This is a genomic window from Thiobacter sp. AK1, assembly GCF_039822265.1.
GTDB lineage: Bacteria > Pseudomonadota > Gammaproteobacteria > Burkholderiales > Thiobacteraceae > Thiobacter > Thiobacter aerophilum.
On sequence record NZ_JBAJEX010000001.1, the window covers coordinates 305,063 to 331,821 of the forward strand.

General features: G+C 64.2%; 32 protein-coding genes, 1 tRNA gene and 1 pseudogene. 24 read left to right on the forward strand and 10 right to left on the reverse strand.

The features are described 5' to 3' along the window. Positions 1–61 precede the first annotated feature (61 nt). The 5 genes from dapA to V6E02_RS12960 all read left to right on the forward strand — a co-directional run bounded on the left by dapA (position 62) and on the right by V6E02_RS12960 (position 4,283). Positions 62–940, forward strand: coding sequence for a 4-hydroxy-tetrahydrodipicolinate synthase (gene dapA / locus V6E02_RS01575; RefSeq protein WP_347306481.1), 879 nt, complete (start codon positions 62–64; stop codon positions 938–940). Between the two features lie 40 nt (positions 941–980). Beyond that, positions 981–2,126 (forward strand): NlpB/DapX family lipoprotein, encoded by a 1,146-nt coding sequence (gene bamC / locus V6E02_RS01580; protein ID WP_347306483.1) that lies wholly within the window; start codon positions 981–983, stop codon positions 2,124–2,126. Beyond that, positions 2,126–2,893 (forward strand): MBL fold metallo-hydrolase, encoded by a 768-nt coding sequence (locus V6E02_RS01585; protein WP_347306485.1) that lies wholly within the window; start codon positions 2,126–2,128, stop codon positions 2,891–2,893. The genes bamC and V6E02_RS01585 overlap by 1 nt, the downstream gene beginning before the upstream one ends. A gap of 196 nt (positions 2,894–3,089) precedes the next feature. After that, positions 3,090–3,311 carry a transposase gene (locus V6E02_RS01590; protein ID WP_347306487.1) on the forward strand — a complete coding sequence of 74 codons (222 nt, stop codon included), beginning with the start codon at positions 3,090–3,092 and terminating at the stop codon, positions 3,309–3,311. 279 nt (positions 3,312–3,590) lie between these two features. Continuing rightward, positions 3,591–4,283 (forward strand): hypothetical protein, encoded by a 693-nt coding sequence (locus tag V6E02_RS12960; RefSeq protein ID WP_430626756.1) that lies wholly within the window; start codon positions 3,591–3,593, stop codon positions 4,281–4,283. 60 nt (positions 4,284–4,343) lie between these two features. On the opposite strand, the gene V6E02_RS01600 is transcribed toward V6E02_RS12960, so the two are convergent. Further along, complete coding sequence (locus tag V6E02_RS01600) at positions 4,344–4,676, reverse strand: ribbon-helix-helix domain-containing protein (RefSeq protein ID WP_347306489.1); 333 nt, start codon at positions 4,674–4,676, stop codon at positions 4,344–4,346. Between V6E02_RS01600 and V6E02_RS01605 the strand changes: the two genes are divergently transcribed. The 11 genes from V6E02_RS01605 (at position 4,638) to V6E02_RS01655 (ending at position 9,708) form a co-directional block, all read left to right on the forward strand. Next, positions 4,638–5,330 carry a YeeE/YedE thiosulfate transporter family protein gene (locus tag V6E02_RS01605; RefSeq protein ID WP_347306491.1) on the forward strand — a complete coding sequence of 231 codons (693 nt, stop codon included), beginning with the start codon at positions 4,638–4,640 and terminating at the stop codon, positions 5,328–5,330. The genes V6E02_RS01600 and V6E02_RS01605 overlap by 39 nt on opposite strands. A 2-nt stretch (positions 5,331–5,332) precedes the next feature. Then, entirely contained in the window at positions 5,333–5,932 is a 600-nt protein-coding gene (locus V6E02_RS01610; protein WP_347306493.1) for a YeeE/YedE thiosulfate transporter family protein, read from the forward strand. Between the two features lie 15 nt (positions 5,933–5,947). After that, the gene (locus V6E02_RS01615; RefSeq protein WP_347306495.1) at positions 5,948–6,250 is read left to right on the forward strand and encodes a sulfurtransferase TusA family protein; all 303 of its coding nucleotides are present in this window, start codon (positions 5,948–5,950) and stop codon (positions 6,248–6,250) included. A gap of 1 nt (position 6,251) precedes the next feature. Next, entirely contained in the window at positions 6,252–6,461 is a 210-nt protein-coding gene (locus V6E02_RS01620; RefSeq protein ID WP_347306497.1) for a hypothetical protein, read from the forward strand. A gap of 96 nt (positions 6,462–6,557) precedes the next feature. Next, positions 6,558–6,824 carry a hypothetical protein gene (locus V6E02_RS01625; protein ID WP_347306499.1) on the forward strand — a complete coding sequence of 89 codons (267 nt, stop codon included), beginning with the start codon at positions 6,558–6,560 and terminating at the stop codon, positions 6,822–6,824. A gap of 3 nt (positions 6,825–6,827) precedes the next feature. Next, entirely contained in the window at positions 6,828–7,412 is a 585-nt protein-coding gene (locus tag V6E02_RS01630) for a rhodanese-like domain-containing protein (RefSeq protein ID WP_347306501.1), read from the forward strand. After that, entirely contained in the window at positions 7,409–7,702 is a 294-nt protein-coding gene (locus V6E02_RS01635; RefSeq protein ID WP_347306502.1) for a hypothetical protein, read from the forward strand. Before V6E02_RS01630 ends, V6E02_RS01635 begins: the two co-directional genes overlap by 4 nt. Then, positions 7,699–7,977: a hypothetical protein gene (locus tag V6E02_RS01640; RefSeq protein ID WP_347306504.1), complete on the forward strand. Its 279-nt coding sequence runs from the start codon at positions 7,699–7,701 to the stop codon at positions 7,975–7,977. The genes V6E02_RS01635 and V6E02_RS01640 overlap by 4 nt, the downstream gene beginning before the upstream one ends. Further along, complete coding sequence (locus tag V6E02_RS01645; protein ID WP_347306506.1) at positions 7,974–8,153, forward strand: hypothetical protein; 180 nt, start codon at positions 7,974–7,976, stop codon at positions 8,151–8,153. Before V6E02_RS01640 ends, V6E02_RS01645 begins: the two co-directional genes overlap by 4 nt. Positions 8,154–8,173: 20 nt before the next feature. After that, positions 8,174–9,109: a sulfurtransferase gene (locus V6E02_RS01650; RefSeq protein ID WP_347306508.1), complete on the forward strand. Its 936-nt coding sequence runs from the start codon at positions 8,174–8,176 to the stop codon at positions 9,107–9,109. A 44-nt stretch (positions 9,110–9,153) separates the two neighbouring features. Continuing rightward, a complete protein-coding gene (locus V6E02_RS01655) occupies positions 9,154–9,708 on the forward strand; it encodes a hypothetical protein (RefSeq protein WP_347306510.1) in 555 nt (184 codons plus the stop codon). 52 nt (positions 9,709–9,760) lie between these two features. Here the strand turns inward: V6E02_RS01655 and V6E02_RS01660 are convergent. Next, positions 9,761–9,850, reverse strand: a tRNA-Ser gene (locus V6E02_RS01660). A 337-nt stretch (positions 9,851–10,187) separates the two neighbouring features. Between V6E02_RS01660 and mtnA the strand changes: the two genes are divergently transcribed. From mtnA to V6E02_RS01690, 6 genes are read left to right on the forward strand one after another with little or no spacing between them, the layout of a single operon-like run. Next, positions 10,188–11,279 (forward strand): S-methyl-5-thioribose-1-phosphate isomerase, encoded by a 1,092-nt coding sequence (mtnA, locus tag V6E02_RS01665; RefSeq protein WP_347306512.1) that lies wholly within the window; start codon positions 10,188–10,190, stop codon positions 11,277–11,279. Continuing rightward, positions 11,276–11,920 (forward strand): class II aldolase/adducin family protein, encoded by a 645-nt coding sequence (locus tag V6E02_RS01670; RefSeq protein WP_347306514.1) that lies wholly within the window; start codon positions 11,276–11,278, stop codon positions 11,918–11,920. The genes mtnA and V6E02_RS01670 overlap by 4 nt, the downstream gene beginning before the upstream one ends. Before the next feature lie 34 nt (positions 11,921–11,954). Then, entirely contained in the window at positions 11,955–13,364 is a 1,410-nt protein-coding gene (locus tag V6E02_RS01675; protein ID WP_347306516.1) for an efflux transporter outer membrane subunit, read from the forward strand. Continuing rightward, the gene (locus V6E02_RS01680) at positions 13,361–14,626 is read left to right on the forward strand and encodes an efflux RND transporter periplasmic adaptor subunit (RefSeq protein ID WP_347306518.1); all 1,266 of its coding nucleotides are present in this window, start codon (positions 13,361–13,363) and stop codon (positions 14,624–14,626) included. The genes V6E02_RS01675 and V6E02_RS01680 overlap by 4 nt, the downstream gene beginning before the upstream one ends. Next, the gene (locus V6E02_RS01685) at positions 14,623–15,312 is read left to right on the forward strand and encodes an ABC transporter ATP-binding protein (RefSeq protein ID WP_347306520.1); all 690 of its coding nucleotides are present in this window, start codon (positions 14,623–14,625) and stop codon (positions 15,310–15,312) included. The genes V6E02_RS01680 and V6E02_RS01685 overlap by 4 nt, the downstream gene beginning before the upstream one ends. After that, a complete protein-coding gene (locus V6E02_RS01690; RefSeq protein WP_347306522.1) occupies positions 15,309–16,511 on the forward strand; it encodes an ABC transporter permease in 1,203 nt (400 codons plus the stop codon). Before V6E02_RS01685 ends, V6E02_RS01690 begins: the two co-directional genes overlap by 4 nt. 1 nt (position 16,512) lies before the next feature. Here V6E02_RS01690 and nth read toward each other — a convergent pair whose 3' ends face one another. Genes nth through V6E02_RS01710 form a run of 4 tightly spaced genes read right to left on the reverse strand, consistent with a single transcriptional unit; the run spans position 16,513 to position 18,644 of the window. Beyond that, positions 16,513–17,151 carry an endonuclease III gene (gene nth / locus V6E02_RS01695; protein ID WP_347306524.1) on the reverse strand — a complete coding sequence of 213 codons (639 nt, stop codon included), beginning with the start codon at positions 17,149–17,151 and terminating at the stop codon, positions 16,513–16,515. Continuing rightward, entirely contained in the window at positions 17,148–17,591 is a 444-nt protein-coding gene (locus V6E02_RS01700; RefSeq protein ID WP_347306526.1) for a bis(5'-nucleosyl)-tetraphosphatase, read from the reverse strand. The genes nth and V6E02_RS01700 overlap by 4 nt, the downstream gene beginning before the upstream one ends. Beyond that, positions 17,588–18,445, reverse strand: coding sequence for an HAD-IIA family hydrolase (locus tag V6E02_RS01705; protein WP_347306528.1), 858 nt, complete (start codon positions 18,443–18,445; stop codon positions 17,588–17,590). Before V6E02_RS01705 ends, V6E02_RS01700 begins: the two co-directional genes overlap by 4 nt. Further along, positions 18,432–18,644, reverse strand: a complete 213-nt coding sequence (locus tag V6E02_RS01710; RefSeq protein ID WP_347306530.1) for an antitoxin Xre/MbcA/ParS toxin-binding domain-containing protein — start codon at positions 18,642–18,644, stop codon at positions 18,432–18,434. Before V6E02_RS01710 ends, V6E02_RS01705 begins: the two co-directional genes overlap by 14 nt. Before the next feature lie 104 nt (positions 18,645–18,748). Between V6E02_RS01710 and V6E02_RS13030 the strand changes: the two are divergent. Together V6E02_RS13030 and mltF are read left to right on the forward strand one after the other, a co-directional pair. After that, a pseudogene (locus tag V6E02_RS13030) lies at positions 18,749–18,880 on the forward strand (DUF72 domain-containing protein); the annotation flags it as partial. A gap of 66 nt (positions 18,881–18,946) precedes the next feature. Further along, the gene (mltF, locus tag V6E02_RS01715; RefSeq protein WP_347306532.1) at positions 18,947–20,344 is read left to right on the forward strand and encodes a membrane-bound lytic murein transglycosylase MltF; all 1,398 of its coding nucleotides are present in this window, start codon (positions 18,947–18,949) and stop codon (positions 20,342–20,344) included. Here mltF and serS read toward each other — a convergent pair. The 4 genes from serS to V6E02_RS01735 form a co-directional block, all read right to left on the reverse strand. Continuing rightward, positions 20,331–21,614, reverse strand: coding sequence for a serine--tRNA ligase (gene serS / locus V6E02_RS01720; RefSeq protein WP_347306534.1), 1,284 nt, complete (start codon positions 21,612–21,614; stop codon positions 20,331–20,333). The two genes, mltF and serS, sit on opposite strands and share 14 nt — an antisense overlap. A 515-nt stretch (positions 21,615–22,129) precedes the next feature. Continuing rightward, positions 22,130–23,437 (reverse strand): replication-associated recombination protein A, encoded by a 1,308-nt coding sequence (locus tag V6E02_RS01725; protein WP_347306535.1) that lies wholly within the window; start codon positions 23,435–23,437, stop codon positions 22,130–22,132. Next, positions 23,430–24,035: an outer membrane lipoprotein periplasmic chaperone LolA gene (gene lolA, locus V6E02_RS01730; protein ID WP_347306537.1), complete on the reverse strand. Its 606-nt coding sequence runs from the start codon at positions 24,033–24,035 to the stop codon at positions 23,430–23,432. The genes V6E02_RS01725 and lolA overlap by 8 nt, the downstream gene beginning before the upstream one ends. Positions 24,036–24,130: 95 nt before the next feature. Continuing rightward, entirely contained in the window at positions 24,131–26,419 is a 2,289-nt protein-coding gene (locus V6E02_RS01735) for a DNA translocase FtsK (RefSeq protein ID WP_430626757.1), read from the reverse strand. Positions 26,420–26,759 lie beyond the last annotated feature (340 nt).

Sequence of the window (26,759 nt, forward strand, 5' to 3'; positions counted from 1 at the left end):
CAGCCGGTTTCCGCGGCGCTCCGGCGTGGGGTAGAATGAGCTTTTTGCCAAAGAAGCCGACATGATCAAAGGCAGTCTGGTGGCGCTGGTCACCCCCATGCATGAGGACGGCAGCCTCGACTGGGAAGCCTACCGCGCCCTCATTGAATTCCACATCGCCCAGCAGACCGACGGCCTGGTAGTAGTGGGCACCACCGGGGAATCGCCCACTGTCGATTTCGACGAACACCGCCGCCTGATCGAGGAAGCGGTGAAAATCGCCGCCGGCCGCATTCCGGTCATCGCCGGCACCGGCGCCAATTCCACGCGTGAGGCCATTGAGCTCACCCAAGCAGCGAAGCAGGCCGGCGCCGATGCCTGCCTGCTGGTGGCGCCCTACTACAACAAGCCGGGACAGGAAGGGCTCTACCAGCACTACAAAGCAGTGGCCGAGGCGGTGGACATGCCCCAGATCCTCTACAACGTGCCAGGCCGTACCGCCTCCGACATCGCCAACGACACCGCGCTGCGCCTTGCGCAAATCCCCAACATCGTCGGCATCAAGGATGCCACCGGCAACCTGCAGCGGGGCACGGATCTCCTGCTGCGCGCCCCGGAGGGCTTCGCCATCTACAGCGGTGACGACGCCTCTGGGCTTGCCCTCATGCTACTGGGTGGCCATGGCGTGATCTCGGTAACGGCCAACGTGGCGCCCCGCCTGATGCACGAGATGTGCGCGGCGGCGTTGGCAGGGCGGCTTGAGGAAGCGCGCGCCATCAATGCCCGCCTGTTCCCCCTGCACGACAAGCTGTTCGTGGAGGCCAACCCCATCCCGGTGAAATGGTGCGTGGCGCAGATGGGGCTGATCCGGCCCGGCATCCGCCTGCCCCTCACCCCCCTGTCCCCGACTCACCACGACGCCCTACGCGCCGCGATGCGCGCCGCTGGCGTGCTGGGCTGATGACGCAGCCCTTTAAGCGCCCCTCTAGGAAGGACGGAGCATGAAACGAGGTATCAAATCGGGGATGGCGCTGCTTTTGATCGCCACCCTCTCCATCGGCGGCTGTTCCATGTCGCTGGAGACTAAGAAGATCGACTACAAGTCGGCGGGCAAGATCCCGCCCCTGGACGTGCCGCCCGACCTCACCGCCACCACGCCGGATGATCGCTACGTGGTGCCCGATGTCACGCCACGGGGCAGCGCCACGCTCTCGGCCTACCAACAAGAACGCCAGGCACGCCCAACCACCGCCAACGCCACGGCGGGCAATCTTTTACCGGACCTGGCCAACGTTCGCGTGGAACGCGCAGGCAACCAGCGCTGGCTCGTGGTGAAAGCCCCGCCGGAGCAGGTCTGGCCCGTCGTGCGCGATTTCTGGCAGGAGCTGGGCTTCATCATCAAGACCGAGCAACCGGAAGCCGGCATCATGGAAACCGACTGGGCGGAGAACCGGGCCAAGATCCCGCAGGATTTCATCCGCAACATCCTGGGCAAGGTGCTGGATAGCCTGTATTCCACCGCCGAGCGGGACAAGTTCCGCACCCGTCTGGAGCCAGGCAAGGAGCCGGGCACCACCGAGGTCTATATCAGCCATCGCGGCATGTACGAGGTCTTGGAAGGCGGCGATGGCGGCCAGCGCACCATCTGGCAGCCCCGCCCGCCCGATCCTGAGCTGGAGGCGGAAATGCTGCGCCGCCTGATGGTGCGCTTCGGTGTGGAGGAAAGTCGCAGCAAGACGCTGCTCGCCACCAGCAAGGACGTGGACCGCGCCCGGCTCGACCGCCGCCCGGACGGCAGCGCCAGCCTGGTGCTGGACGATGCCTTCGACCGCGCGTGGCGGCGGGTGGGACTGGCCCTCGACCGCGTCGGCTTCACCGTGGTGGACCGAGATCGCTCCCAGGGTCTCTACTACGTGCGCTACCTGGATCCAGAGGCGGAAGACACCAAGAAGAAAGACGACGGCTGGTTCTCCAAACTCGCCTTCTGGCGCAGTCGCGACAAGCAGCAAAAACCGGAAGAGTTCCGGGTGCGCGTGACCGAGGTCAACGAGGCCACGCGGGTGGCCATCGAGGACAAGCAAGGCGCGCCGGACAAGTCGGAGACCGCCAGCAAGATCCTCAACCTTCTCTATGAGCAGCTGAAGTAATGCGCTTCGCCTGCCTCGGCAGCGGCAGCGAGGGCAACGCCTTGCTGGTCGAGTCAGGCAAGACGCGCCTGCTCCTCGACTGCGGCTTCAACCTCAGGGAAACCACGGCGCGGCTGGCGCGGCTAGGACGTTCGCCCAGTGATCTCAGCGCTATCCTAGTCAGCCACGAGCACGGCGATCACGTCGGTGGCGTGCCCCGGCTCGCGGCGAAATTCGGCTTGCCGGTGTGGCTCAGCCACGGCACCCATCTGCAGCTGGCAGCAATAGGACAGATGCCAGAGCAGTTTCATCTGTTCGACACGCATCACCCCTTCGCCGTAGGCGATCTGTGGATCCAGCCTTTCCCGGTGCCCCACGATGCGCGCGAGCCTACCCAATTCGTCTTCAGCGACGGCGCGTATCGCCTCGGTGTGCTCACCGACCTGGGTCGCAGCACGCGTCACATCGAAACCATGCTCGATCGCGTCGATGCCTTGGTTCTGGAATGCAACCACGACGTGGAGCTGCTCGCCGCGGGGCCGTATCCCCCAACCCTCAAGCGGCGGGTGGCGGGCGACTACGGGCACCTGAGCAATGCCGCCGCTGCGGCACTCCTCGCCAAACTGGACACGCGGCGGCTCAAGCACATCATCGCCGCTCATCTATCACGCACCAACAACCGGCCAGGGCTTGCGCGGCAGGCGCTCGCCCAAGTGCTGGCATGCGAGCAGGACTGGATCGCGATCGCCGACCAGGATACCGGCCTGGACTGGCGGCAGCTTCTGTAAGAAGGGGCCGGAAAAAAAGCGGCTGTTTTGAATTTCGAGTGGGTTAAGCGGCATGCGGGTTGAAGCGAGTGAAGTCGAGCTTGCCGACGATGAGGACAATCACGGTGCGGATGGTGGAGAATCGTCTAGTGCGCCGGTCCCGTTTTTTTGGACAGTCGGATAAGCCAAAGCGGTCCGGTTGAAAGGAACGTGAAGCATGGGAGCAAAGCGCAAGCAGCACAGTGGGGAATTCAAGGCGCAAGTCGCGATGGCGGCACGGGCGGGGGACAAGACCCTGGCGGAGCTGGCCTCGGAATACGGGGTGCATCCGACGATGATCAGCACCTGGAAACAGGAACGGGTAAAGAACGCCAAGAACCTTTTCGAGCGGGGCAACAAGAAAGCCGCCGACCCGCAGGCGGTGATCGACAACCTGTAGCGCAAGATTGGCCCGTTGCAGGTCGAACGGGATTTCTTGGCCGGACAGCCCGCCATTGCCCGCCTCGTGAGAGGCGCGCGATGATCACCCCGGACAGCGAGCTGTCCGTGGCCCGGCAAGCCAAGCTGCTCGGCGTCTCGCGCAGCAGCGTCGATTACCGGCCCAAGCCGGAATGTCAGGAAGAACTCGATCGCCTCAAACGGCTGGACGAACGCTTCACCGAGAACCATCCGCATGCGGCACGGTTTCCTGTACCTGTGCGCGATCATGGACTGGTCGATGCGGAAAGTGCCGAGTTGGCGCTTGTCGAACACCCTGACGAGCGACTTCTGCACAGCGGCGTTGCGGGCGACGCTGGCGCGTTACGGCGCCCCGGAGATATTCAACACCGGCCAGGGCAGCCCATTCACCAGCGCCGAATGCACCGACGTGCTCAAGGCGCATTCGATCCAGATAAGCCAGGATGGACGCGGGCGATGTCACGACAACATCTTCGTCGAACGGCTGTGGTGGACCGTCGCACGAATGGGTCTATCTGCGCCCCTGCGACACCGCATCGAGCAGCAGCGTAGTCTCGCCCAGTGCTGCGAGTGGTATAACCGCCGAGGACTTACCCGTCGCTGGACTGGCAGACACCCGACGAAGCCTACTTCAGCGCCCTGGCGCAAACCCTGCCAATGGCGGCGTGACATGGAAAGCCAATGCACTGTGGATTTGTGGGCAGCCGGCAGCACCCGCCTGACCGCGAAGCCGCGGACCCCCATGGACAAGCCATGGACAACGCTTGCCCACAGGTCGGCGGCTGACCGCCAGCGCCACAGCGCGCAAGTTACAATCCTGCAAATCCGGGAACGTCAAAACCCTCTCTCTCCGGCACCAGCCTTAGCTTATTCCTCCCTGGTGGCTGTCCAAGCTACCGTGACCACCGCAGCCGATTCAGTTCTTGCAGCACTGGATCAGCACTCAGCATAAGCAAAATCTGGCAGCATGAAACCCGCCGCTTGGAAGACGAAAAACATAGGGAATGTCACGTCAACCCAGCAAGGCGGTGGCATCCACCGCCTCGCCCTGGCTGTAGATCATCAGCCACTTGACGCAGATGACGCGCAGGCAAGAGGCGATGTTCTTGTCGTTGGCCACCAGACAGCCGTCATGAACGCGCTGGATGAGCTTGGGCAGGGTTAGTCCCAGTTCCCGCGCCATGTCCTCCAGCACGTTCCAGAAGGCACGCTCCAGAGCGATGGTGGTGCTGTGACCGTGGATGCGGAAACCGCGTTTTTCCGGGATGAACTCCGTGATCTGCGCCGTGGTGCAGGCGTTGAACATATGATCAAGGGCGTCGTGCTCCTCGATGAAGATCTTCATCTGCTCCTCTCCTATCGTTTCTTCCGATTACAACGCAGACACAAGTGCTTAGCAAGGTATCTCTGCCCGCGCGGCGCGAAGCGTCGCCTGTTGGCAAAGATTACTACCACGGGGCGAGCACGCTGGCCTATCCTTGCTTCAACGATACAACAAGGAGGCAAGGTGGAACTCTTCAAAAAAACGCTGGATCCGGTGTTCGCCCTGGCGGTGATCGCCGTGCTCGACATCTTTCTCTTCCTGACCATCGGCGCCTGGACCGTGGGCGGCGGCGAAACCATGATGACCGGCCTCATGGCTCAGGCCATCCTGGGTGAAGACCTTAAGCGCCTGCCCTTCTGGAGCCTGGTGTTCCAGCCCCACTGGGACTACTGGAAGATGTACATCAGCCTGGGCATGTTCTTCGGTGCCTTCCTCGGTGCGGTGCTCAGCAAGGAGTTCTACCTGCGGGTGCCGCGCCGCCTATCGGAATGGGTAATGATCACCCTGGGTGGTCTACTCATGGGCGTAGGCATCCGCCTCGCCTTCGTCTGCAACGTGTCTACCTTTTTCGGCCTCACCCCGGAAATGAACCTGGGTGGCTACCTGGCCGTCTCCGGCATCGTCGCCGGCGCCTGGGTCGGTTCCCTCGTGTACAAAAAAATGTTGGAGGGGTAAACATGTCCACCATCGCCGAATGCATGATCGCCTTCATTTTCGGTAGCGTCGTAGGCCTTTTGGTGCAGCGCTCCCGGTTCTGCAACACCGCCGCCTTGCGCGATGCCATCATGTTCCAGACCTATCGCAACACCAAGGCGTTACTGGTGGCCATGATGATTCTCACCCTGGGCTTCACCGCCTTCATGACCGTGGGCGCAGGTCATCCCTTGGATTTCGATGTGGGCCTCAATACCTTTCTGGGCCTGTTCCTGTTCGGGGTGGGCATGGTGCTCGCCGGCGCCTGCACCGTTTCCACGTGGGTAAAGGCCGCGGAGGGCAACGTGGGCGCCGTATGGGCGCTGCTGTTCACCTTCATCGGCATGTTTCTCTTTTCTCTGCTCTGGTCCTACAACCAGTGGCCGCCGGCGCCCGCCTCCATGACTGGTGACCCCAATCCCGAAGCGCTGCAGGCGGGTTTTGCCAATGCCCGTACCCTACAGGAAAAAACCGGCATCCCCGCCATTGTCTTCGGCCTGATCCAGTTCGCCGTGCTGCTCGGCATTTACCGGGCGATCCGGCGCAAGGAAAAGGCTCGCGAACAGGATGACGCTCACGAATGAAACAAGGAGACAACGATGGGACTTTTTGCTAACAAGAAAACGCAAAGCGCAGGCAGCGGGGGCAGCGCGACCCTACCGAACGGGCAGATGGTGACCGTGGCGCGGCAGGTGGATGCCATCGGCGACTCCTGTCCCCGCCCCCAGCTCATGACCAAGAAGGCGATGGGCGAGCTTACTTCCGGCCAAGTGCTGGAGGTGATTGTGGACAACCCCACCTCGATGGAAGCCCTGCCACCCATGTGCGCGGAACTCCACTGTGAGCATCTGGGCACGGTCAATACCGGTCGCGCCTGGCATGTGTATCTGAGGAAACTGTGACATGGCCCGTTTCTTGATGCGCGCCTATCTGGCAGTGTCCCTTGCCATCTGCGCCTGGGGCGTGTGGAAGGTCTATCTCCACCCGCCGGCGAGCATGAAGGTCAACCGCGACGGCGTACCCTATTTCACGCCGCCGGTGATCGACCCGGCGACCGGCAAGCCGATTCCCGTTGAGGTCCTGGTACGCCACTACAAGGGTGAGAAACCATGATCGTCGACTTCGAAACCACGCTCCAGATCGTTATGTTCGTCATCGCCTTCGGGGTGATGTACCTCGCCTTACTCCACGACACGCTCTAAGGTCGCCATGAACCGCGAAAGCCTAATCTTCTGCATCCTGGCCCTGGCTGCGGCGCTGGCCATTTCCGTCCTTGGCTTCCGCTACGCCGCGCTACCGCCCGAAGTGGTGGCGCAAGCCAAGACCCCCGTCACCCCGGACAAGCTGCCGGAGTTGGACCTGGGCAGCTTTGGACGAGTCTCCGGCATCGACCTGATGGCCTACTGGATGGAGCATCCCCCGGCGGCGGGCAGCGACGCCGCGCCCGCCTCGGTGAAACGCTTTGGAGGCTGCTAAAGCATGCGCGCCCTGTTCTGGCTGCTCGCTTGCACGATCTTGCCTGCCCGCGCCGAGCTGGGTCTGCGCCCCGTGCTTCCCCCGCCCGGGGTCGAAGTGGTGCTCCTCGACGTGCGACCGCTGGCAGTCTGTCAGGCGCGTTCGGTGGCGCGCGCCCGCTGCCTACCCGCTTCCGACTTTCTCGATGTCCAGGGACGACTCGCGCCCTGGCGGGAGGTGGTGTGGCTGATGAGCACCGCCGGGCTCACCGGCGCCGAAGCCGTGATCGTTCTCGGCGATGATGGCGTCGACCGTCGCTTCGTCGCAGGCTTGTTGGAGCTTGCCGGTCAGCGCCGGGTGTGGTTGGTGGAACGGCCCGTGCCCGCTCTGTGGAAGAGCGGCTGGCCCGCCGGGCAAGGTCGCCCCCGGGATTTCGCGCGCCAAGTGGCTTATACGGCGCCAATGCGCGAAGGCGACATCGTTCTACCCCATGAGCCGCGCCCCGCTGCCACCGTGACCGCTGCCGATGTGCGCAGCGCAGTGACGCGCTGGGTGGAGTTGCGGCTAGCCGGCAAGCAGTGGCGCATCCTTCTCGGGGGACAGACATGAGCATCGACATCCTGTTCCATGTCAGTCATCGGGGCGCAGGACGCTACCTCTTTCCCCTGATCGCCGCCGCCCGCCGCCGCGGAGCGAGTGTCGCCTGCTTCTTCACCTACGACGGCGTGCTGGTAGCAGCCGACCCGCGCCTTAAGGAAGTTTTAGGTGACGCACGCGCCGTGGTATGCGAGGAATCCTGGCATCGCTTCCGGCCGGGCGAACCCTGCCCTGTGGAAGCCGGCAGCCAGACCGTGAACAGCGCCCTGATGGCGGAAGCGACGCGGGTGGTGAGTCTATGAATACCAAGCGCAAACTGCTGGTGCTGGCGCGGCGTGACCACGCCGAGGCCATGCGCGTGGCAGCAGGCCTCACGATCTTCGGCCACCAGGTGCGCTTGGTATTCATGGATCGGCTAGTCGCAGAAACGGAGGAAAATGCGGCCATGGCGGAACTGCTCGCCCTGTCGGACATCGCCCCGGAAACCACCGTGGCCGAGCAGACGGATCTCGCCTACCTGGATGCCGCCGCCTTGGGCGCAGCCATTGCCGAAGCGGATGGCGTGCTCAGCCTATGAGGATCGTCGCCCTGAAAACGGACTTGTTTCCGGACGCCCGGACCGTGGCGGCTGCGCTGGCCACCCTAGCCGGTGAGGTCACCGTTCTCGATCTGACGCGCCTGGAACATGAAGAGGCGGACTGGCTGCGCATCGTCGATGCGCTGCTCGCCGCCGAACGCATCATCACCCTTTAACCCGACCAAAGGAGCAGACCATGAAAACGCTCGCCTCCATGCGCACGACCCTTCTCGGGTTCTGCGCGCTGCTTTTGTTCTGGTCCATGACCGCACTCGCCGCGACACCGTTGGTGGATGTGGCATGGGTCAAGGCCAACATTGGCAAACCCGGCATTGTCTTCCTCGACTTGCAACCGCCGGCGGATTACCTGCGCGGCCACATTCCAGGGGCGGTCAACACCAGTTTCGAAAAAGATGGCTGGCGCGAGGAGCGTGCCCGCGACAAGGTGCCGGACATGTTGCCCGAAAATCTCGACAAGCTGGCCGCACTCATCGGCCGACTGGGGATCGACAACAAGACCCATGTAGTGCTCGTCCCCCCAGGCCAGAGCCATTTGGACATGGGCTGGGCCACACGCATCTACTGGACATTCAAGGTGCTTGGCCACGATGAGGTGTCCATCCTCGACGGTGGCATGAAGGCCTACACTGCAGACAAGAAAAACCCGCTGCAGGCCGGGCCCATTACTCCTGAGCCCAAAACCTTTGTGGTCCATTTCCGACCCGAATACCTGGCCACCGTGGATGACGTGAAACACGCGCTGGCCAGCAAAAAAGTAGTTTTGGTGGACCTGCGCCCCGAGGACCAATACGTGGGCATCAATCGCAATCCCAAGGCCACCATGAACGGCACCCTACCAGGGGCGAAGAACCTCCCTTCGCCTTGGCTCACGGATAACGCCGGCGGGACCTTCCGTAATCTGGAACAGCTCAGGGAACTGGCCAAGATCGCTGGCGTCCCGACCACGGGGCCTCAGATCGAGTTCTGCAACACGGGCCATTTCGCCGCCAACGGCTGGTTCGTCATGCACGAACTCTTAGGGAACAAGGAGGCCAAGCTCTATGACGGCTCCATGGTGGAATGGACCCTCACCAAGGCCGGGCCGGTGGAACAGAAGGTCAAGCTGCCCTGATCCGGGGAATTCCTCTCCTCATCCTGGGCGCCGCCTCGCTCCTGATGGGCCAGGCGGCGCTCGGTGCCGACGAAAGCGAGCAGCGCCTTGCTGCGCTGCTTGCGGTCATGCAGGCCGATTTGGCTCAGCCCACGACGCCGGGCGGCCGGGCCCGCCTGCTGGAATCCGCATCGCTTTTGCCAATCATGTTACGGGAGGCACGTGCGCCGGCAGAAGAGGTGCGCCTTGCCCGCCGGCTCTACCCCGTGCTGCGGCGAGGCGACGGGGCGGCCGCCCGCGTCAGTCTTGCCCGGCTTACCGCCGCCCATCCCTTTCACCCCCCACCTGCCCCGAGCAACCCGCAGCGCGCCTTGCGGCTAGCGGCCGCCATCCACCGGGAGGCCTGTGGCGGCTGCCACGATCACCCCAGCAGTGATGCGTTTCTCCCCGCTCAGGACCTCTTTCGTCTGGCCTGTCGCGAAGCCCCAGAGGTTTTCGCAGCCCGGCTCTACCTGGGCGTGAAGGGCCAGGCGGAGATGGGTTTTCGCAATCCTTTCAGCCCGGAGGAACGGGCCGCTCTCGCGCTCTGGTACCGAACCGCCCGCCCTTGCGCGCGCTGATCGATGTAGCGGCGGGAGCTGGCTACGCGCCTCCACAGGCACGTCGTGCAATTGGCGGAGAGAGTGGGATTCGAACCCACGATGGGCACAGGCCCATACCGGATTTCGAGTCCGGCGCTTTCGACCACTCAGCCATCTCTCCTGTTTGAACTGTGCGTGGGACGCAGACCGTTGCCGCTCCGCTCACCCCGCGCCTCGCTCCGGCGCTTTGGCTCCGGCCCGCGCTACGCGCTTAACCCGGCTCGCGCCGGGTTAGCCTTCACCCAACGGGTTTCACCCGTTGTCGACCACTCAGCCATCTCTCCTGTTTGAACCGAACGCGGTAAGCGCAACATCGCGGCTGCGATGACCGATGCCATCCACTGCTGTGGTGCGAGCATGGCGCGCCGAGTCGTCGCCACGGAAAAGGGCGCATTCTACCAGAACGGCCGTGGCCACAGAACTGCGGCATGGGCAGCACTTCTGCGATAATGCGCGTCATGAGAATCGACGGCCAGCCCACACGCACCATCGCGCCCCTCGAAGATGGCCGTGGGGTACGCATCATCGACCAGACGCTATTGCCCCACCGTCTGGAATTGCGCGTGCTGCGCTCACTGGAGGATGCGGCCGAGGCAATCTCAGCGATGCGGGTGCGGGGCGCGCCGCTGATCGGGGCCACGGCGGCCTACGGGGTGGCCCTGGCGATGCAGGAAGACGCTTCGGAAACCCATCTGGAAATCGCCTGCGCGCGTTTGCTCGCCACGCGTCCCACGGCGGTGAACCTGCCCTGGGCGCTGGAACGCATGCAGCGTACGTTGGCGCCGCTTGCGCCCACGGCGCGACGGGAGGCTGCCTGGCAGGAGGCGGCAGCCATCTGCGAAGAGGACGTGGCACTCAACGCGGCCATCGGCCGTCATGGACTCACGCTCATCGCAGCGCTGCACCGCAAACAAGGCCAGCCGGTGCAGGTGATGACCCATTGCAATGCGGGGTGGCTTGCCACCGTGGATTGGGGCACCGCGCTGGCGCCGGTTTACATGGCCCACGACGCGGGCATTCCCGTGCACGTGTGGGTGAGCGAGACCCGGCCGCGCAATCAGGGCGCCGCCCTCACCGCCTGGGAGCTGGCGCGCCACGGCGTGCCCCATGCGGTGATCGCGGATAATGCCGCCGGCCATCTCATGCAGCGGGGTGATGTGGATCTGGTGATCGTCGGCGCCGACCGCGTGGCGGCCAACGGCGACGTGGCCAACAAGATCGGCACCTATCTCAAGGCGTTGGCGGCGCGCGACAACGGCGTGCCTTTTTATGTCGCCGTGCCCGGCCCCAGCATCGACTGGCGGCTCGATGAGGGACGCGCCATTCCCATTGAGGTGCGCGCGCCGCGGGAGGTGACCCATGTCACCGGTGTCGATGCGGAAGATAAGCTACGGGAAGTGCGTCTGACGCCGGCGAGCAGTGATGCCCTCAATCCCGCCTTCGACGTGACACCGGCGCGTCTCGTCACCGGCCTCATCACCGAGCGGGGCGTGCTCGTTGCGCAGAAAGCAGCGCTGCGCCAGGCCTATCCCGAAGCCGAATGCCCATGAACGATGAAAGCAGTCTGCGCGAAGCGCTCGCTGAAACCAGCCGGGAGACCGTGCGACGGGGACTCAATCGCGGCACGGCGGGAAATGTCAGCGTGCGGCTCGGCGATGGACTCCTCATCACACCCAGTGGTCTGCCCGCCGATACCCTGACCCCCCAGCACATGGTGCGCATGGACATGACGGGTCACCACCAAGGCCCCCTCAAGCCTTCCAGTGAATGGCGCATTCATCGCGACATCTATGCCGCCAAACCCGAGGTGAATGCCGTGGTGCATGCGCACGCGCCGCATGCTGTGAGCCTGTCCTGCCTGCGTGTGCCCATCCCACCGTTCCACTACATGGTCGCGGTCGCGGGCGGCAAGGACATTCCCTGTGCCCGTTATGCCACCTTTGGCACGCAGGCCCTGTCGGACGCGGTGCTAGAGGCATTGGCCACACGCCGCGCCTGTCTGATGGCCAACCATGGCCTGGTGGCGGTCGGAGCCGACTTGGCCAACGCGCTGGCGCTCGCTGAAGAGGTGGAGGAACTGGCCGCCCAGTACTGGCGCGCACGTCTGCTGGGTGAACCCGTCCTCCTCAGCGACGCCGAGATGGACGAGGTGCTCGAGCGTTTCAAGTGCTACGGGCAGCGGGGCCGCTGAACCGCCCCTTAGTTTCGCCTGTCCTAAGCTCTCTATGCAGAAGAACAAGGCCGCTTTTCTGTTTGCCCTGCTTTTCGCCGGCTGCGCCGCGGGCCCCGACTATCGCCCCCCCGCCCCTTCCGTGCCCCCAGAATGGTCCCGGTTGGACGAAGTGGGCATGTCGCATGCGCCCGGCGACCTGGCACGCTGGTGGGCAAGCTTCGGTGATCCCCTGCTAACAGCCCTCGTTACAGAGGCGGAGCGCGCCCATCCCGATCTCACCCTCGCCCTGGCCAAGCTGCGCCAGGCCCGCGCTCAGCGCATCGTCAGTGGTGCCGCGCAATGGCCGGAGCTGTCCGCCGCGGCCAGCGCCAACCGCAGTGACACAAGCAGCCAAACCGGCAGCGGCCTGGTACGCAAGCTCTATCGGGCCGAGCTGGATGCAAGCTGGGAGCTCGATCTGTTCGGTGCGGTGCGCCGCTCGGTAGAGGCGGCCGAGGCCGAGGTGGCCAGTGCCCAGGCGAATCTCGCCGCCACGCGCGTGAGCCTCGCCGCCGAAACCGCGGCAGCCTATGTGGATGTGCGCAATTTCCAGAACCGCCTGAACATCGCCAGGGACAATCTGGCACGCCAGCAGGACACCCTCACGCTCACTGAATGGCGGGCGCGCGCAGGACTGGTGAGCAGCCAGGACGTGGAGCAGGCACGAGCCAACGTGGAACAGACCCGCGCCCAGATACCCGTGCTGGAACAAAATCTCGCTGCGGCGGAAGACCGTCTCGCCCTGCTCGTCGCCCAACCGGTGGCGGTCCTGCGGGCGCGGTTACAGCCGGTGAGACCCTTGCCGCCGCTCCCCGAGCACCTTGCCGTGGGCATTCCTGCCGACACTTTGCGTCAGCGGCCAGACGTGGCGGCCGCGGAACGGGCGCTCGCCGCAGCCACCGCGCGGGTGGGCGTGGCAGAAGCGGCCCGTTGGCCGCGACTTGTGTTGTCTGGCACGCTGGGCGTGGAGGCCTTTGGCGCCAGCGCCCTCGCCGACCCTGGTAGCGGCTTTTCCACGCTGCTAGCCCAGCTCACCGCGCCGTTGTTCGATGCCGCCAAGCGTCGCGCCCAGGTGGAGGTGCAGGATGCGCTGCGGGAACAGGCCGAGGCTCAATATCGCAAGACCGTACTGACCGCCCTCTCGGAAGTGGAAGACGCCCTCGCCGCCATCGCAGCGGCACGCAGGCGGGAGGCAAGCCTCGCCGTCGCCGCCGAAGCCGCGCGCAACGCTGCCTTGCTCGCCCGCCACCGTTATCAAGCAGGACTCATCGATTTCCAATCGGTGCTGGACACGGAGCGCAGCCAGCTCGGGGTAGAAGACGCACTCGCCACGGCGCGCGCCGACCGGCTATCCAGCCTGATCCGACTGTACAAGGCCCTCGGAGGTGGCTGGAATCCATCGCAACAGGAAAACACACCATGACCGACCAAGCTTCTTCCATCCAGCGCTTGCTGGGCCGCGAGGCCGTAGGCGGCCGGCGTCTCATGCTCGTCGTTGCCGGGCTCGTTCTGCTCGCCGCCGCTGCCCTGGCCTACTTCGTCCAGCGCAACGAGGCCAAACCCCGCTATGAGACCGAGGAAGCGAAACGGGGCCGCTTGGAAGTAACGGTATCCGCCACCGGCAGCCTGCAGCCCACCAATCAAGTGGACGTGGGCAGCGAACTGTCGGGCATCATCGACAAGGTATTCGTGGACGTGAACGACCAGGTGAAACGGGGTCAGGTGCTGGCGCGACTGGATACCCGGCGGCTTGAGGACCAGGTGGCGCGCTCCCGTGCCGCGCTGGTAGCAGCCGAGGCCACGGTCGCGCAGGCTCGCGCCACCTTGCAAGATGCCCGCGCCAATCTCGCCCGGCTGGAGGAAGTCGCGCGTCTGTCCGGCGGCAAGGTGCCCTCCCAGGCGGAACTGGAAACCGGGCGCGCCAACGTGGCCAAGGCCGAGGCGGCAGTCAAGAGCGCCGAAGCGGGCGTGGAACAGGCGCGCGCCACGCTGCGCACGGACGAGACCAATCTCGCCAAAGCCAGCATCCGCTCCCCCATCGACGGCGTGGTCCTGACGCGCAAGGTGGAACCGGGCCAGACCGTGGCCGCTTCGCTACAGGCACCGGTGTTGTTCACCCTGGCCGAGGACCTCACACACATGGAGCTACAGGTGAACGTGGACGAGGCGGACGTGGGCCAGGTAAAACCGGGACAGAAGGCCACCTTCACGGTGGATGCCTGGCCGGGGCGCAAGTATCCCGCAGTGATCGAGCGGGTGGCCTACGGCTCCCAGGTCACCGAAGGCGTGGTGTATTACCCCACCACCCTGCGGGTGAACAACGACGATCTCAGCCTGCGGCCCGGCATGACGGCGACAGCGGAGATCCTCACCGCAGTGCACGATGACGTTTTGTTGATACCCAATGCCGCGCTGCGCTTCACACCCCGCACCAGCGCCAGCAAGAAGAAAGGTGGCATCCTCGATGCCCTGCTGCCCAAGCCGCCGCGCCCGGAGAGCGGGCGGGTACCCAAGGAGGCGAAACGCAAGGATGCGCCGCGCCGCGTATGGGTGCTGCAGGATGGCACGCCGACGGCAGTGGAAGTCACCCTGGGTCTGAGCAATGGCCGGGTCACCGAAGTGCTGAGCGGTGGGCTCAAGCCGGGCATGAAGGTCATCACCGACATGAGCCAGCCGGCCAAATGAGCGCATGCCTTTTGCGTCTTCAGGGCGTGACCAAGATCTACGGTCGCGGCAGGGCGGCCTTCCAGGCGCTGCGCGGCGTGGACCTGGCCATTGAGGCCGGCGAATTCGTCGCGGTCATGGGGCCCAGTGGTTCCGGCAAGTCCACGGTGATGAACATTCTCGGCTGCCTGGACGTTCCCAGCGACGGGCACTACTGGTTCGAGGATCTGGCCGTCACCCAGCTCAGCCGGGACCAGCGCGCCCTGTTGCGGCGCAATCAGCTCGGCTTTGTGTTCCAAGGCTTCAATTTGCTGCCCCGCACCACGGCGCTGGAAAACGTCGAGCTACCCTTGCTCTACCGGCGCGAGCCAGCGGCACGCCGTCACGGGCTGGCGCGCGAGGCGCTCGCTGCGGTGGGGCTCGCGGGCTGGGAACATCACACGCCTGCGGAACTCTCGGGTGGTCAGCAGCAACGGGTGGCCATCGCCCGCGCCATCGTCACCCGGCCGCGCGTGCTGCTGGCCGACGAACCCACCGGCAATCTGGACACCCAGACCAGCGGCGAGATCATGGAGCTGATCAGCGGGCTAAATCGGGACAAGGGCATCACCGTGGTCATGGTGACCCACGAGCCCGACATCGCCGCCTGGGCGCAGCGCGTTATCCACTTCCGCGATGGCCGGGTGGAAAGGGAGGAACGCCGATGATTTGGAACACCTTGCTACTCGCTCTGCGGGCGATCCGCCGCAACCTGCTGCGCTCCTTCCTCACTATCCTGGGTGTGGTGATCGGTGTGGCCTCGGTGATCACCATGGTCACTCTCGGCGATGGCGCCACGCGCGCCGTCTCCGACCAGATCGCCAGTCTTGGCAACAACCTGCTCACTCTGCGTCCCGGCCAGCGCCTTGGCCTGGGCTTCATCGGTGCCCCCTCGTTCAAGGTCAGTGACGCGGACGCCATCGCGGAGCAGGTTCCCGGCGTGCGCGCGGTGGCGCCGGTCGCCAGCCGTTCCACCACCGTGGTGGCGGGCGCCAACAACTGGACCACCAGCATCACCGGCTCCACCGTGAGCTATTTCGAGGTGGGCAACTGGAAGCTCACGGAGGGCCGCTTCTTCAACGAAAGCGAGGAGCGCGCGGGCAAATCCGTATGCCTTTTGGGGCAGACGGTGAAACGCGAGCTATTCGGTAGCCAAAGCCCCATCGGCGAAGAGATCCGCGTCAAGCAGTTCGCCTGCGAGGTGATCGGCGTGCTAGCGCCCAAGGGACAGTCAACCATGGGTGCCGATCAGGACGACACCATCGTCATGCCCTTGCGCGCGGTTCAGCGCCGTCTCCTCGGCAACACTGACGTGCGCGCCATCATGGTTTCCGTCAAGGACGCGGAGTCCATGGAAAAGGTCAAGCGCCAGATCGAACAGCTCATGCGCGAACGGCGACGCCTCGCCGACAACGAAGACAACAACTTCACCATCTTCGATACGCGCCAGATCGCCGACACCCTCACCGGCACCATCCGTGTGATGACCACATTGCTGGGCGCGGTGGCGGCGGTCTCCCTGCTGGTGGGCGGCATCGGCATCATGAACATCATGCTAGTGTCGGTGACCGAGCGCACCCGCGAGATCGGCATCCGCCTCGCCATCGGCGCGCTGGAGCGGGACGTGCTCCTACAGTTTCTGATCGAGGCGGTGGCGCTTTCTGCCTTCGGCGGGCTGGTGGGCATCCTGGTCGCGTTCGGCGCCGCCATGGGGCTGGCGAGCCTAATGCAGGTGCCCTTCCTGTTCAATCCCAGTATCAATCTGCTTGCTTTCCTGTTTGCCGGCGCCATTGGCGTGATCTTCGGCTTCTTCCCCGCACGGCGCGCGGCACGCTTGAATCCCATCGACGCCCTGCGTCACGAGTAAGTCAGGCGGTCTTCCCCGGCCAGGGACAAAGATCGCGCAGCACGCACTCGCCGCAACGCGGCTTGCGTGCCGTGCAGGTCTCGCGTCCGTGCAAGATCAGAACGTTGCTGGCGGTGACCCAATCCTGTTTCGGCAAAGCTTGCATCAGCGCCCGTTCGATTTCTTCCGGGTCGTCGCTGGCCGCCAGCCCCAGCCGCTGGGCCACGCGCGCCACGTGCGTATCCACCGCGATGCCTGGAATGCCAAAGGCGTTGCCCAGCACCATGTTGGCAGTCTTGCGCCCCACCCCGGGCAGGGTGAGCATGGCCTCCAAGCTGTCCGGCACGCGGCCGCCGAAGTCCGCGACCAGCTTGCGACAGCAGGCGATGAGGAGCCGCGCCTTGTTGCGGTAGAAGCCGGTTGGGCGAATATCTGCTTCCAATTCGGCTGGATCCGCCTCGGCATAATCGCGCGCGCTGCGATACTTGCGAAACAGCGTGCGGGTCACTTCGTTGACGCGGGCATCCGTGCACTGGGCGGAGAGGATCACCGCCACCAAGAGTTCCAGCGGATTGTGATAGACCAGTGCCAACCTCGGGTTGGGATGCGCTTTAAGCAGGCGGGCGAGGATTTCCCGGGCGCGATTGGCCGGCGCGGTCATCGTGAGCTCTCCTCGACATGGCGCGCCGCCCATTGCAGCACGGGCAAAAGACGCGGTGAGACCAGTCGGCGGGCCTCTTCCAGCGTCACCCAGCGCCATTCGTGGTGTTCCGGATGGCCCAGCTCAGGCGAGACGGGCAAATGGATATCCCGCGTCGCCGTCTGCGCCAGGTAATAGCGGGAAATCTTGCGGCGCGGTCCGTAGGGGCCGGTTTCCACGTAGTCCTCGCCCCAGCGAAAATCCAGATCGCGAAGCCCGGCTTCCTCGGCCGTCTCACGCACGGCGGCCGCCAGCGGCGTTTCGCCGGCTTCCACCGCACCTTTGGGAAAATCCCAGTTGCGCCAGGCACGCAGCAGAAGAAAACGCCAGCCATCCGGCTCCTGCCGCACCACCACCACGCCCGCGGAAAAGGCACCGGGCTTCGCCTCGGGCCGGCTCATGGCAACGGCCCCGCCAACGAAGGCAGCACCCAGGTGGGCGCGAAGCGCGCATCGGCAAGCGGGCCCGCACTCACACCCCCCTCGAGCCACGCGGCATCCAAGCCAAAGGCGCGCGCGCCCCGCACGTCCGTCTCCAGTTGATCGCCGATCATCACCAGCCGGCGCGTGCCGAGCCGCTCCACCGCGGCGGCGAAGAGAGCGGGTTCAGGTTTACCCAGACGGTGAAAACGCAAGTCCCGGCGACCGGGATAGCGGAGCGCAAGCGCCGCCTCGATGATCAAGGCGATGCTGCCGGCAGTGACCCCATAACCTTTGCCCGTGGGATAGATGAGATCCGGATTAGGCAACACCAGATGCGGCGTGCGTCCGCCGTCGATGGCGGCGAACAGGGCGGTGAGCACACCATCCACCGTCTCCAGGAAGGGAAAGCCCTTTTCGTCGCAGATGACCAGGACATCGAACTCCCCATCCCCTGTCACCACGTGGCCGCCGGCACGCACCACGTAGGTACGGCTGTCCTCCGGTCCCAGCACCACGCAGCGCGCATCAATGAGACGATGGGTGCGAAAATGCTGTTGCAAGAGGCTACCAGAAGTGAGAATGCGCTGCGCTGGAATGTCCAGACCGAAGTCCCCATAACGGCGCGCGGCGGTCTCCGGTAGGCGCGAAGCGCTATTGGTGACCACCAGATAGGGCTTGCCATGATCGTTCAGCCAGTCGATGAGCGCCACCGCGCCCGGCAATGCCGCCTCGTCTCCCACCAGTACGCCGTAGGCGTCGAGGAGCAGCGCATCGTAGCGCGCAAGCAGTTCGGCGAGGGAAATGGCAGGGATGTCCACTTCAGTCGATCCCAAGCCGCAGGTCGTCGTCGAGCTGGGTGAGCAGCTCCTCCACACGCAACACGCCATCGGGTGTCGACAGCATTTGGCGCGGTGTGCGTCCAGCAAGCTGCACACGCGGATGATCGAGCCACGCCTCGGCCTTCTCGCGGCTGCCGAGCAGGCGCTCGGCCAGCTTAAGAATGCGGTGCGGATCGTGCTGGTGCAGCGTCATGGCCGGCTCACTCCTATACTGGGACAAGCATGCCCCGCCCAATGGCACGCGGCATGCCGGCACACATAGCCACGGCGTTTCTACTGCGCAGTCCTCGATACGCGATGCAGGCCTACATCGGCACCTCAGACTGGTCCTACCGCCACTGGCAGGGACGATTCTACCCCGTCGCGCTGCCCAGGTCCCAGTGGCTCACCTTTTATGCACACCATTGCCTGACGATGGACATCAACGCGAGCTTCTCTCGGCGGAAGCCTGTGGCGTGGACAAAGCCGGCCTGCTCGGCGAAACTTGCGCCCATCATGCGTGGTCTGGCTTTGTTTGGCTTTTGTCTAGTACTCGCCGCCTGCGGCCGTGGACCGGAGCCGCTCAAGCCCGTGCGGGAAACCGGTGAGCTGGTCGTGGTCAGCCGCAATGGTCCGACCACTTATTACGAAGATGCCGACGGTAATCCCATCGGCCCGGAGCACGATCTTGCGCAGATGTTCGCAGATGAGCTGGGTTTGCGGCTGCGCTGGATCGTCGTGCCTTTTCCAGATGTGCTGCCCACATTGACGGCGGGGCAAGCCCATCTCGCGGCGGCGGGGCTCACCATCACAGACGAACGCAAGAAGCGTGTGCTGTTTGGCCCACCCTACCAGACGGTGCGCGAAGAGCTCGTGTACCACCGCGATGCCCCACGCCCGAAAAGCCTGGCCGACGTGATCGGCAAGCGGCTGCAGGTCGTGGCGGGAAGTAGCTACGTGGAGACTCTGCGCCGCGTCCAGCGCAAATATCCCGGACTTGCCTGGGAGGAAGTGCCGGATCACGATAGCGAGGAGCTGCTTAGGCGGGTGGCGGAAGGGGAAATCGACTACGTGATCGCCGACTCCCACATCGTCTTGCTCGCCCAGCGCTATTACCCGCAACTGGCGGTGGCCTTCGACGTGGGTCCGCCGGAAGAGCTCGCATGGGCCTTCGCCAAGGATGGCGATGCCTGGCTTTACCGCAAGGCAGTGGAATTCTTCGCACGCATCCGGCGCGACGGCACCCTCACGCGGCTACTGGACCGCTATTACGGCCACATCGAACGCTTGGAACCCGCCGACGTGATCGAATTTTTGGCACGCATGAACCGCGTGCTGCCCAAGTATCGCGCCCTGTTCCAGCAGGCCCAGGAAATCACCGGACTGGACTGGCGCCTGCTGGCGGCGCTGGGTTATCAGGAGTCCAAATGGGATCCCCTGGCCACGTCTCCCACCAATGTGCGGGGCATCATGATGCTCACGGAACAGACCGCGGACCACATGGGTGTGGCCGACCGTCTGGACCCGGCCCAGAGCATCATCGCCGGCGCGAAATATCTCCTGAGCCTGAAGGAAGCCCTACCGGCGCGCATTCCCGAACCGGATCGCACCTGGATGGCGCTTGCCGCCTACAACGTAGGGCTCGGACACCTGGAGGATGCGCGGATACTCGCAACGCGTCAGGGGCTCAGTCCAGATGCCTGGGCGGACCTCAAGAAGACCCTGCCTCTGCTCGCGCGCGCCAAATGGCATGCGACCGTCAAGCACGGCTACGCGCGCGGTGGCGAGGCGGTGATTCTCACCGAAAACATCCGCACCTATTACGACATCCTCCTTAAGTTCCAGCCGGCCTACAAACCGCCCCTGTCGCCCTTCGGCCAGAACCATCAGGAAGTGCGCCTCAGCCGGCGCTGATGCGCGCAAGTCCCCCGAGGTAGGGGCGCAGGACAGTGGGCACGCTGATGCTGCCGTCCCCATTCTGGTAGTTCTCAAGCACCGCCACCAGGGTGCGGCCCACGGCCAGCCCCGAGCCATTCAAGGTGTGCACCAGCTCGGGCTTGCCCTTCTCGCCACGGAAACGGGCCTGCATGCGGCGCGCCTGGAAGGTCTCGAAATTGGAGCAGGAGGAGATTTCGCGGTAAGTATTCTGCCCAGGCAGCCAGACTTCCAGGTCATAGGTCTTGGCGGCGGCAAATCCCATGTCGCCAGTACACAGCGCCATGACGCGATAGGGCAGCTCCAGCTTCTTTAGGATCGCCTCTGCGTGGGCAGTGAGTTCCTCCAACGCCTCGTAAGAGCGGGACGGATGCACGATCTGCACCAGCTCCACTTTGTCGAACTGGTGCTGTCGAATCATACCCCGCGTGTCCTTGCCGTATGAACCGGCCTCGGAACGGAAGCAGGGCGTGTGGGCGACCAGCTTGAGCGGCAGCGCCTCTGCCGCCAAGATGGTGTCGCGCACGATGTTGGTGACCGGCACTTCCGCCGTGGGGATGAGATAGAGTTTTTCGTTCTCGCCTTTGCGAGTGGCGAAGAGATCGGCCTCGAACTTGGGCAGTTGTCCCGTGCCGAACATGCTCTCTGCGTTAACCAAATAGGGCACATAGGCTTCCGTGTAGCCGTGCTCCTGGGTATGCACGTCCAGCATGAACTGGGCAAGCGCCCGGTGCAGGCGCGCCAGCGCGCCTTTCATCAGGCTGAAGCGTGAACCCGAAAGCTTCGCCGCAGTGGCGAAATCCATGAGCCCCAGCGCCTCACCCAGATCCACGTGGTCCCGCACAGGAAAATCGAACACGCGCGGCGTTCCCACCCGCCGCACTTCCACATTGTCCGCCTCCGACTGCCCGACCGGCACCGATTCGTGAGGCAGATTGGGCACCACGCTCAACAGCTCGTGCATGCGCACCTGAATGTAGGCGAACTTTTCCTCCAGGCGCTCAAGCTCATCGCCCAGCCCCACCACCTCAGCCATCAGAGCGGATGCATCCTCGCCCTTGGCCTTGGCCGCCCCGATTTGCTTGGAAAGCGCATTGCGCCGAGCCTTAAGCTCCTGGCTGCGGGTCTGCACCGTCTTGCGCTCCTGCTCCAGCTTCTGGAAATGGTCGACGTCGAGAACGAAACCCCGCGTGGCGAGCCGCCGGGCCACGCCGTCGAGGTCGTTGCGGAGGAGTTGGATGTCGAGCATGGTTGTCGTTCCTTCTGTCGCCCCTATTGCGACTCACAAAAATTGGTCACAGGCCGAGCAGAGAGGATCCTTCCCGCGCAAGCCGGAATCCACTCCCACGGCCCGCGCCTCTGCCTGAATTGCGTGTAGCCTGCGCTGCCCAAAACGACGCTGAACGCGTCATTCCGGGCAAGCCCCAGTCTCCTGCGGATGGTCAAGGTCTGCGCCGATTCTGGCATGCCCGCGCAGGCAGCAATGGCGTACTATTGAGCGTTACGTAAGTCGTTGACAGGCTGCGTAAGTCAAACGTCATTCCCGCGAAAGCGGGAATCCAGGGTATTCCTCGCCATGTTCCTGGGTCCCCGCTTTCGCGGGGACGACACAAAGGTGTCACCTACTTACGTAATGCTCAATAGAGCGCGATTTTCCAGGTCCCCGCTCGCACGAGGACAATGGGTCTCACACAGCTACGTCATCCTCGATAGCATTAGGAAACAGCTTGCTGTCGCCCAATCCACCCGGACTCGCGCCGCGGGCTATTTCTTCTTCGCCTGGCGATCCAGCTCCCGCAGCTCGCTCAAGCGTTCCGCGATCCGGCTTTCCAGGCCCCGCGGGGTGGGTTCATAGAAACGCACCTCGGGCATGCCTTCCGGGAAATAGTTTTCCCCCGCGGCGTAAGCGTCGGGTTCATCGTGGGCGTAACGGTAGGCCTTGCCATAGCCGAGCGCTTTCATCAACGGGGTGGGCGCGTTGCGCAGATTAAGCGGCACCGGACGCGAGGCATCGCGGGCGACAAAATCGCGGGCGGCATTATACGCGACATACACCGCATTGCTCTTGGGCGCGCAGGCGAGATACAGCACCGCTTCGGCCAAAGCGAGCTCCCCTTCCGGCGAGCCTAAACGCTCATAGGTCTCCAACGCGTCCAACGCCAGACGCAGCGCACGCGGGTCGGCCAAGCCGATGTCCTCACTGGCCATGCGCACGAGACGTCGTCCCAGGTATAGGGGATCGGCGCCACCGTCCAGCATGCGCACGAACCAGTACAGTGCCGCGTCTGGATTCGAGCCGCGCACGGACTTGTGCAGCGCCGAGATCTGGTCATAGAAGGCCTCGCCCCCCTTGTCGAAGCGTCGTCCGCTGCGCGCCAGGGCATCCCCTACGAAATCCTCACCTACGCACCCAAGCTCTGCGGCCTGCGCCGCAGTGTGCACCTGTTCCAGCAGGTTGAGCAGGCGCCGCGCATCGCCATCGGCATAGGCGATGATGCGGCTGCGTGCGCCGGGCTCGAAGGTCAATCCATGAAGCGCCGCAGCGCAGGCCCGGTCGAACAGCTCACCCAATTCCGCCTCGCTCAACGGTTCCAGCACATAGACCTGGGCACGAGACAGCAGCGCAGCGTTGACCTCGAAGGAGGGATTCTCGGTGGTGGCGCCGATGAAGGTGATAAGGCCCTGCTCCACGTAGGGCAGGAAAGCGTCCTGTTGCGCCTTATTGAAGCGGTGCACCTCGTCCACGAACAAAATGGTGTGACGTCCCCACTGCTTGTGCGCAGCTTCCGCTTGAGCAATGGCCTCGCGGATGTCCTTCACACCAGAGAAGACCGCGGAAAGCGCAATGAACTTGGCATCGAAGGCGTCGGCCATCAGCCGCGCCAGGGTGGTCTTACCCACCCCAGGCGGGCCCCAGAGAATCATCGAATGCAACCGCCTCGCCTCGAAGGCAAGCCGCAGGGGTTTGCCCGGCCCCAGTAGGTGCCGCTGGCCGATCACCTGGTCCAGGGTGCTCGGACGCAGACGTTCCGCCAGGGGAGCGGCCAATTTGCTGGTAAACAGATCACTCACCGATTACGTCCACCCCCTTGGGCGGCGTGAATCGAAACAACTGGGGATCGAGGCGTGGATTGCGCTCCAGATGCTCGAATCGGATCACCGTGCGGTTGCCGAAACTGTCCTTCAATTCCATCACACGCAACCCATTGCCGGCAAAACCCATGCGAATCTGCTCGAAGGCGGTGTCACGGGATTTCGGAACCGCCTCCAGCCAGGCCAGGCCATCGCGACTGCCCGCCTCGCGTAGCGTGAAGAATTTCTCGATTTCGTTGTCCCCCGCCAGCAGGGCCGCCGGGGAACTGCCAAGGGCCTCGCCCAGGGGTTTCACCGTCACCTGCTCCAGATCCTTGTCGTACACCCACAGCTTCGCACCATCGCCCACGATCACCTGTTCGTAGGGTTTGTCATAGGTCCACCGGAAGCGCCCTGGCCGGGCAAACACCATCACCCCCGCGGCCTGTTGCCGCGGCTGTCCAGCGCGGTCTAGCACCACCTGGGAAAACTGGGCCCGCGCCGACTGGGTCTCACGCACGAAGGCACGCAGACTGTCGATGGCGCCAGCGTGGGCAGTCGATGCCAAGAAAAGAAGTCCTGCGATCCAGAATCTCATCAACGAAACCTTTTACACTCAGATTATCCATTTAAGACTTGCACAAGTCTCCTCGAACTCGGCGCGCCCTCTACTTGGCGCAATGACGCAGGTCGTCATTCCCGTTCCGGCACGAGCACGTCCCGGTTGCCGTTGGGCTGCATGGGAGAAACGAGGCCGGCGCGTTCCATTTGTTCGATCAGGCGGGCGGCCCGGTTGTAGCCGATGCGCAGCTGGCGCTGCACGCTGGAAATGGAAGCACGCCGCGACTTGAGCACGATGGCCACCGCCTCGTCGTAGAGAGGATCCGCCTCGCCCTCGGCCCCGCCTTCTGCGCCGCCGCTTTCCCCTTCCGCCGAGGCCCCTTCCAGGATGCCTTCCACGTACTTGGGTTCGCCCAGCTTCTTGAGATACTCCGCGACCCGGTGCACTTCCTGATCGGAGACAAAGGCGCCATGTACCCGCTGCGGATAGCCCGTACCCGGCGGCAGATAGAGCATGTCGCCCTGTCCCAGTAGGGCTTCCGCGCCCTGCTGGTCGAGGATGGTGCGGGAATCCACCCGGCTCGACACCTGGAAGGCGATGCGGGTGGGAATGTTGGCCTTGATCAGCCCGGTGATCACGTCCACCGAGGGACGCTGGGTGGCGAGCACCAGGTGAATACCGGCGGCGCGCGCCTTCTGGGCGAGCCGCGCGATGAGCTCCTCGACCTTCTTACCCACCACCATCATGAGATCCGCCAGCTCATCGATCACCACCACGATGTAGGGCAAAGGCTCCAGCGGCTCCGGCTTCTCCGGCGTCACGCTGAAGGGATGGTTCAAGGGTGTGCCCGCCTTCTTCGCCTCGGCCACCTTCTGGTTATAGCCAGACAGGTTGCGCACACCCAACGCCGACATGAGTCGGTAGCGCCGCTCCATTTCTGCCACACACCAGTTGAGGGCATTGGCAGCATGCTTCATGTCCGTGACCACCGGCGCCAGCAGATGGGGAATGCCATCGTAAACCGATAGCTCCAACATCTTGGGATCCACCAGAATCAAGCGCACCTGGGAGGGATCGGCCTTGTACACCAGAGAAAGGATCATGGCATTGATGGCCACGGACTTGCCGGAACCCGTGGTGCCGGCCACCAGCACGTGAGGCATCCTCGCCAGATCGGCGACCACTGGCTTGCCAGTGATGTCCTTGCCCATGGCGATGGTGAGGGGAGCGTTCATGTCGTTGTAAACCTGAGAGCTCAGGATCTCCGACAGACGAATGATCTGGCGTTTGGGGTTGGGCAGCTCCAGCCCCATGCAGCTCTTGCCAGGGATGGTCTCCACCACGCGGATGCTCACCACCGAGAGGGCGCGCGCCAGGTCCTTCACCAGATTGGTGATCTGGCTGCCCTTCACGCCCACCGCGGGCTCGATCTCATAGCGGGTAATCACGGGGCCCGGATAGGCCGCCACCACCTTCACTTCCACGCCGAATTCCAGCAGCTTGCGCTCGATGAGGCGGGAGGTGAATTCCAGTGTTTCCGCCGATAGCACTTCCAGGTTGCCTTCGCTCGCATCCAGCAGATGCAGCGGCGGCACGCCGCTGTCTGGCAGATGCTCGAACAAGGGAACCTGTCTTTCTTTCTCCACGCGCTTGGACTTGGGAATCTCCACCACTGGCGGCTCGATGTGGATCGGCTTGTGCTCGTCGAGCGTCTTTTTCAGTTCCTGCACCACCACCGCCCGCTCGCTTTGGGCCTGTTCACCCGCCTTGCGGTCGCGCCAGTGCTCGATGCGGCTGCGCAGGAACAGGTAGAGCCATTCCACACCGAGCCCAATGCGCTCCATGATGGTAAGCCAGGACGCGCCCGTGAACAGGCTAAAGCCCACACCGAACAGGGCGAGCAGGAACAGGGTGGCGCCCGTGAAGCCAAAGGCCGCCGCCAACATGTCGCCGATCACCGCGCCGGCGATACCGCCCGGCGCATCCGGCAGAGTGAACTGGACGTGATGCAAACGCAGCCGCTCCAGGGCGGCGCTGGCCAGAAGCATCACCAGGAAACCCGCGCCAATCACGAACAAGGGACGGCGTTCATCAAAGTTCGCCCCCTCCAGCCGCTGGTAGCCCCACCACACCAAGTACAGGGTGAAAATCAGGAACCAGTGGGCGGAAAAACCGAACACATGGAGCAGCAGGTCGGCCAGCCAGGCGCCGAAGGCTCCGCCCCAGTTGTGCACGGTGGCCTCGCTGGCACTGTGGGACCAGCCGGGATCACCCTTGTGATAGGTGAAGAGGATCAGGGCCACGTACAGGGCCAAGGCCACGGTGGTGAGCCAGGCGGCTTCGCGCAGCATGGGTACCAGCCGCGAATGGGCCGCCGGTGAGGTGACGGGCGTGGCAGGCTTGCGATCGTTCAGGGGCATGGACCGGATGCGGGTGAATCGCATCATTATCCCAGATTTCCCCAGGGATTACCCTTTCCGGACGGCGCCGGCCACGTATCCTTTCTCACGGCAACGCGCGGGTGCGGACGGACACGACGGCCCACGTCCCATGCGCCCTGGCGCAAATATTGAGCGTTACGTAAGTCGTTGACAGGCGGCGTAAGTCAAACGTCATTCCCGCGAAAGCGGGAATCCAGGGTATTCCTCGCCATGTTCCTGGGTCCCCGCTTGCGCGGGGACGACACAAAGTGTCACCTACTTACGTAATGCTCGATAGACGGTCGCTGCCGGGCGTCTGCCAGCTGTCTGCCACCGGTCT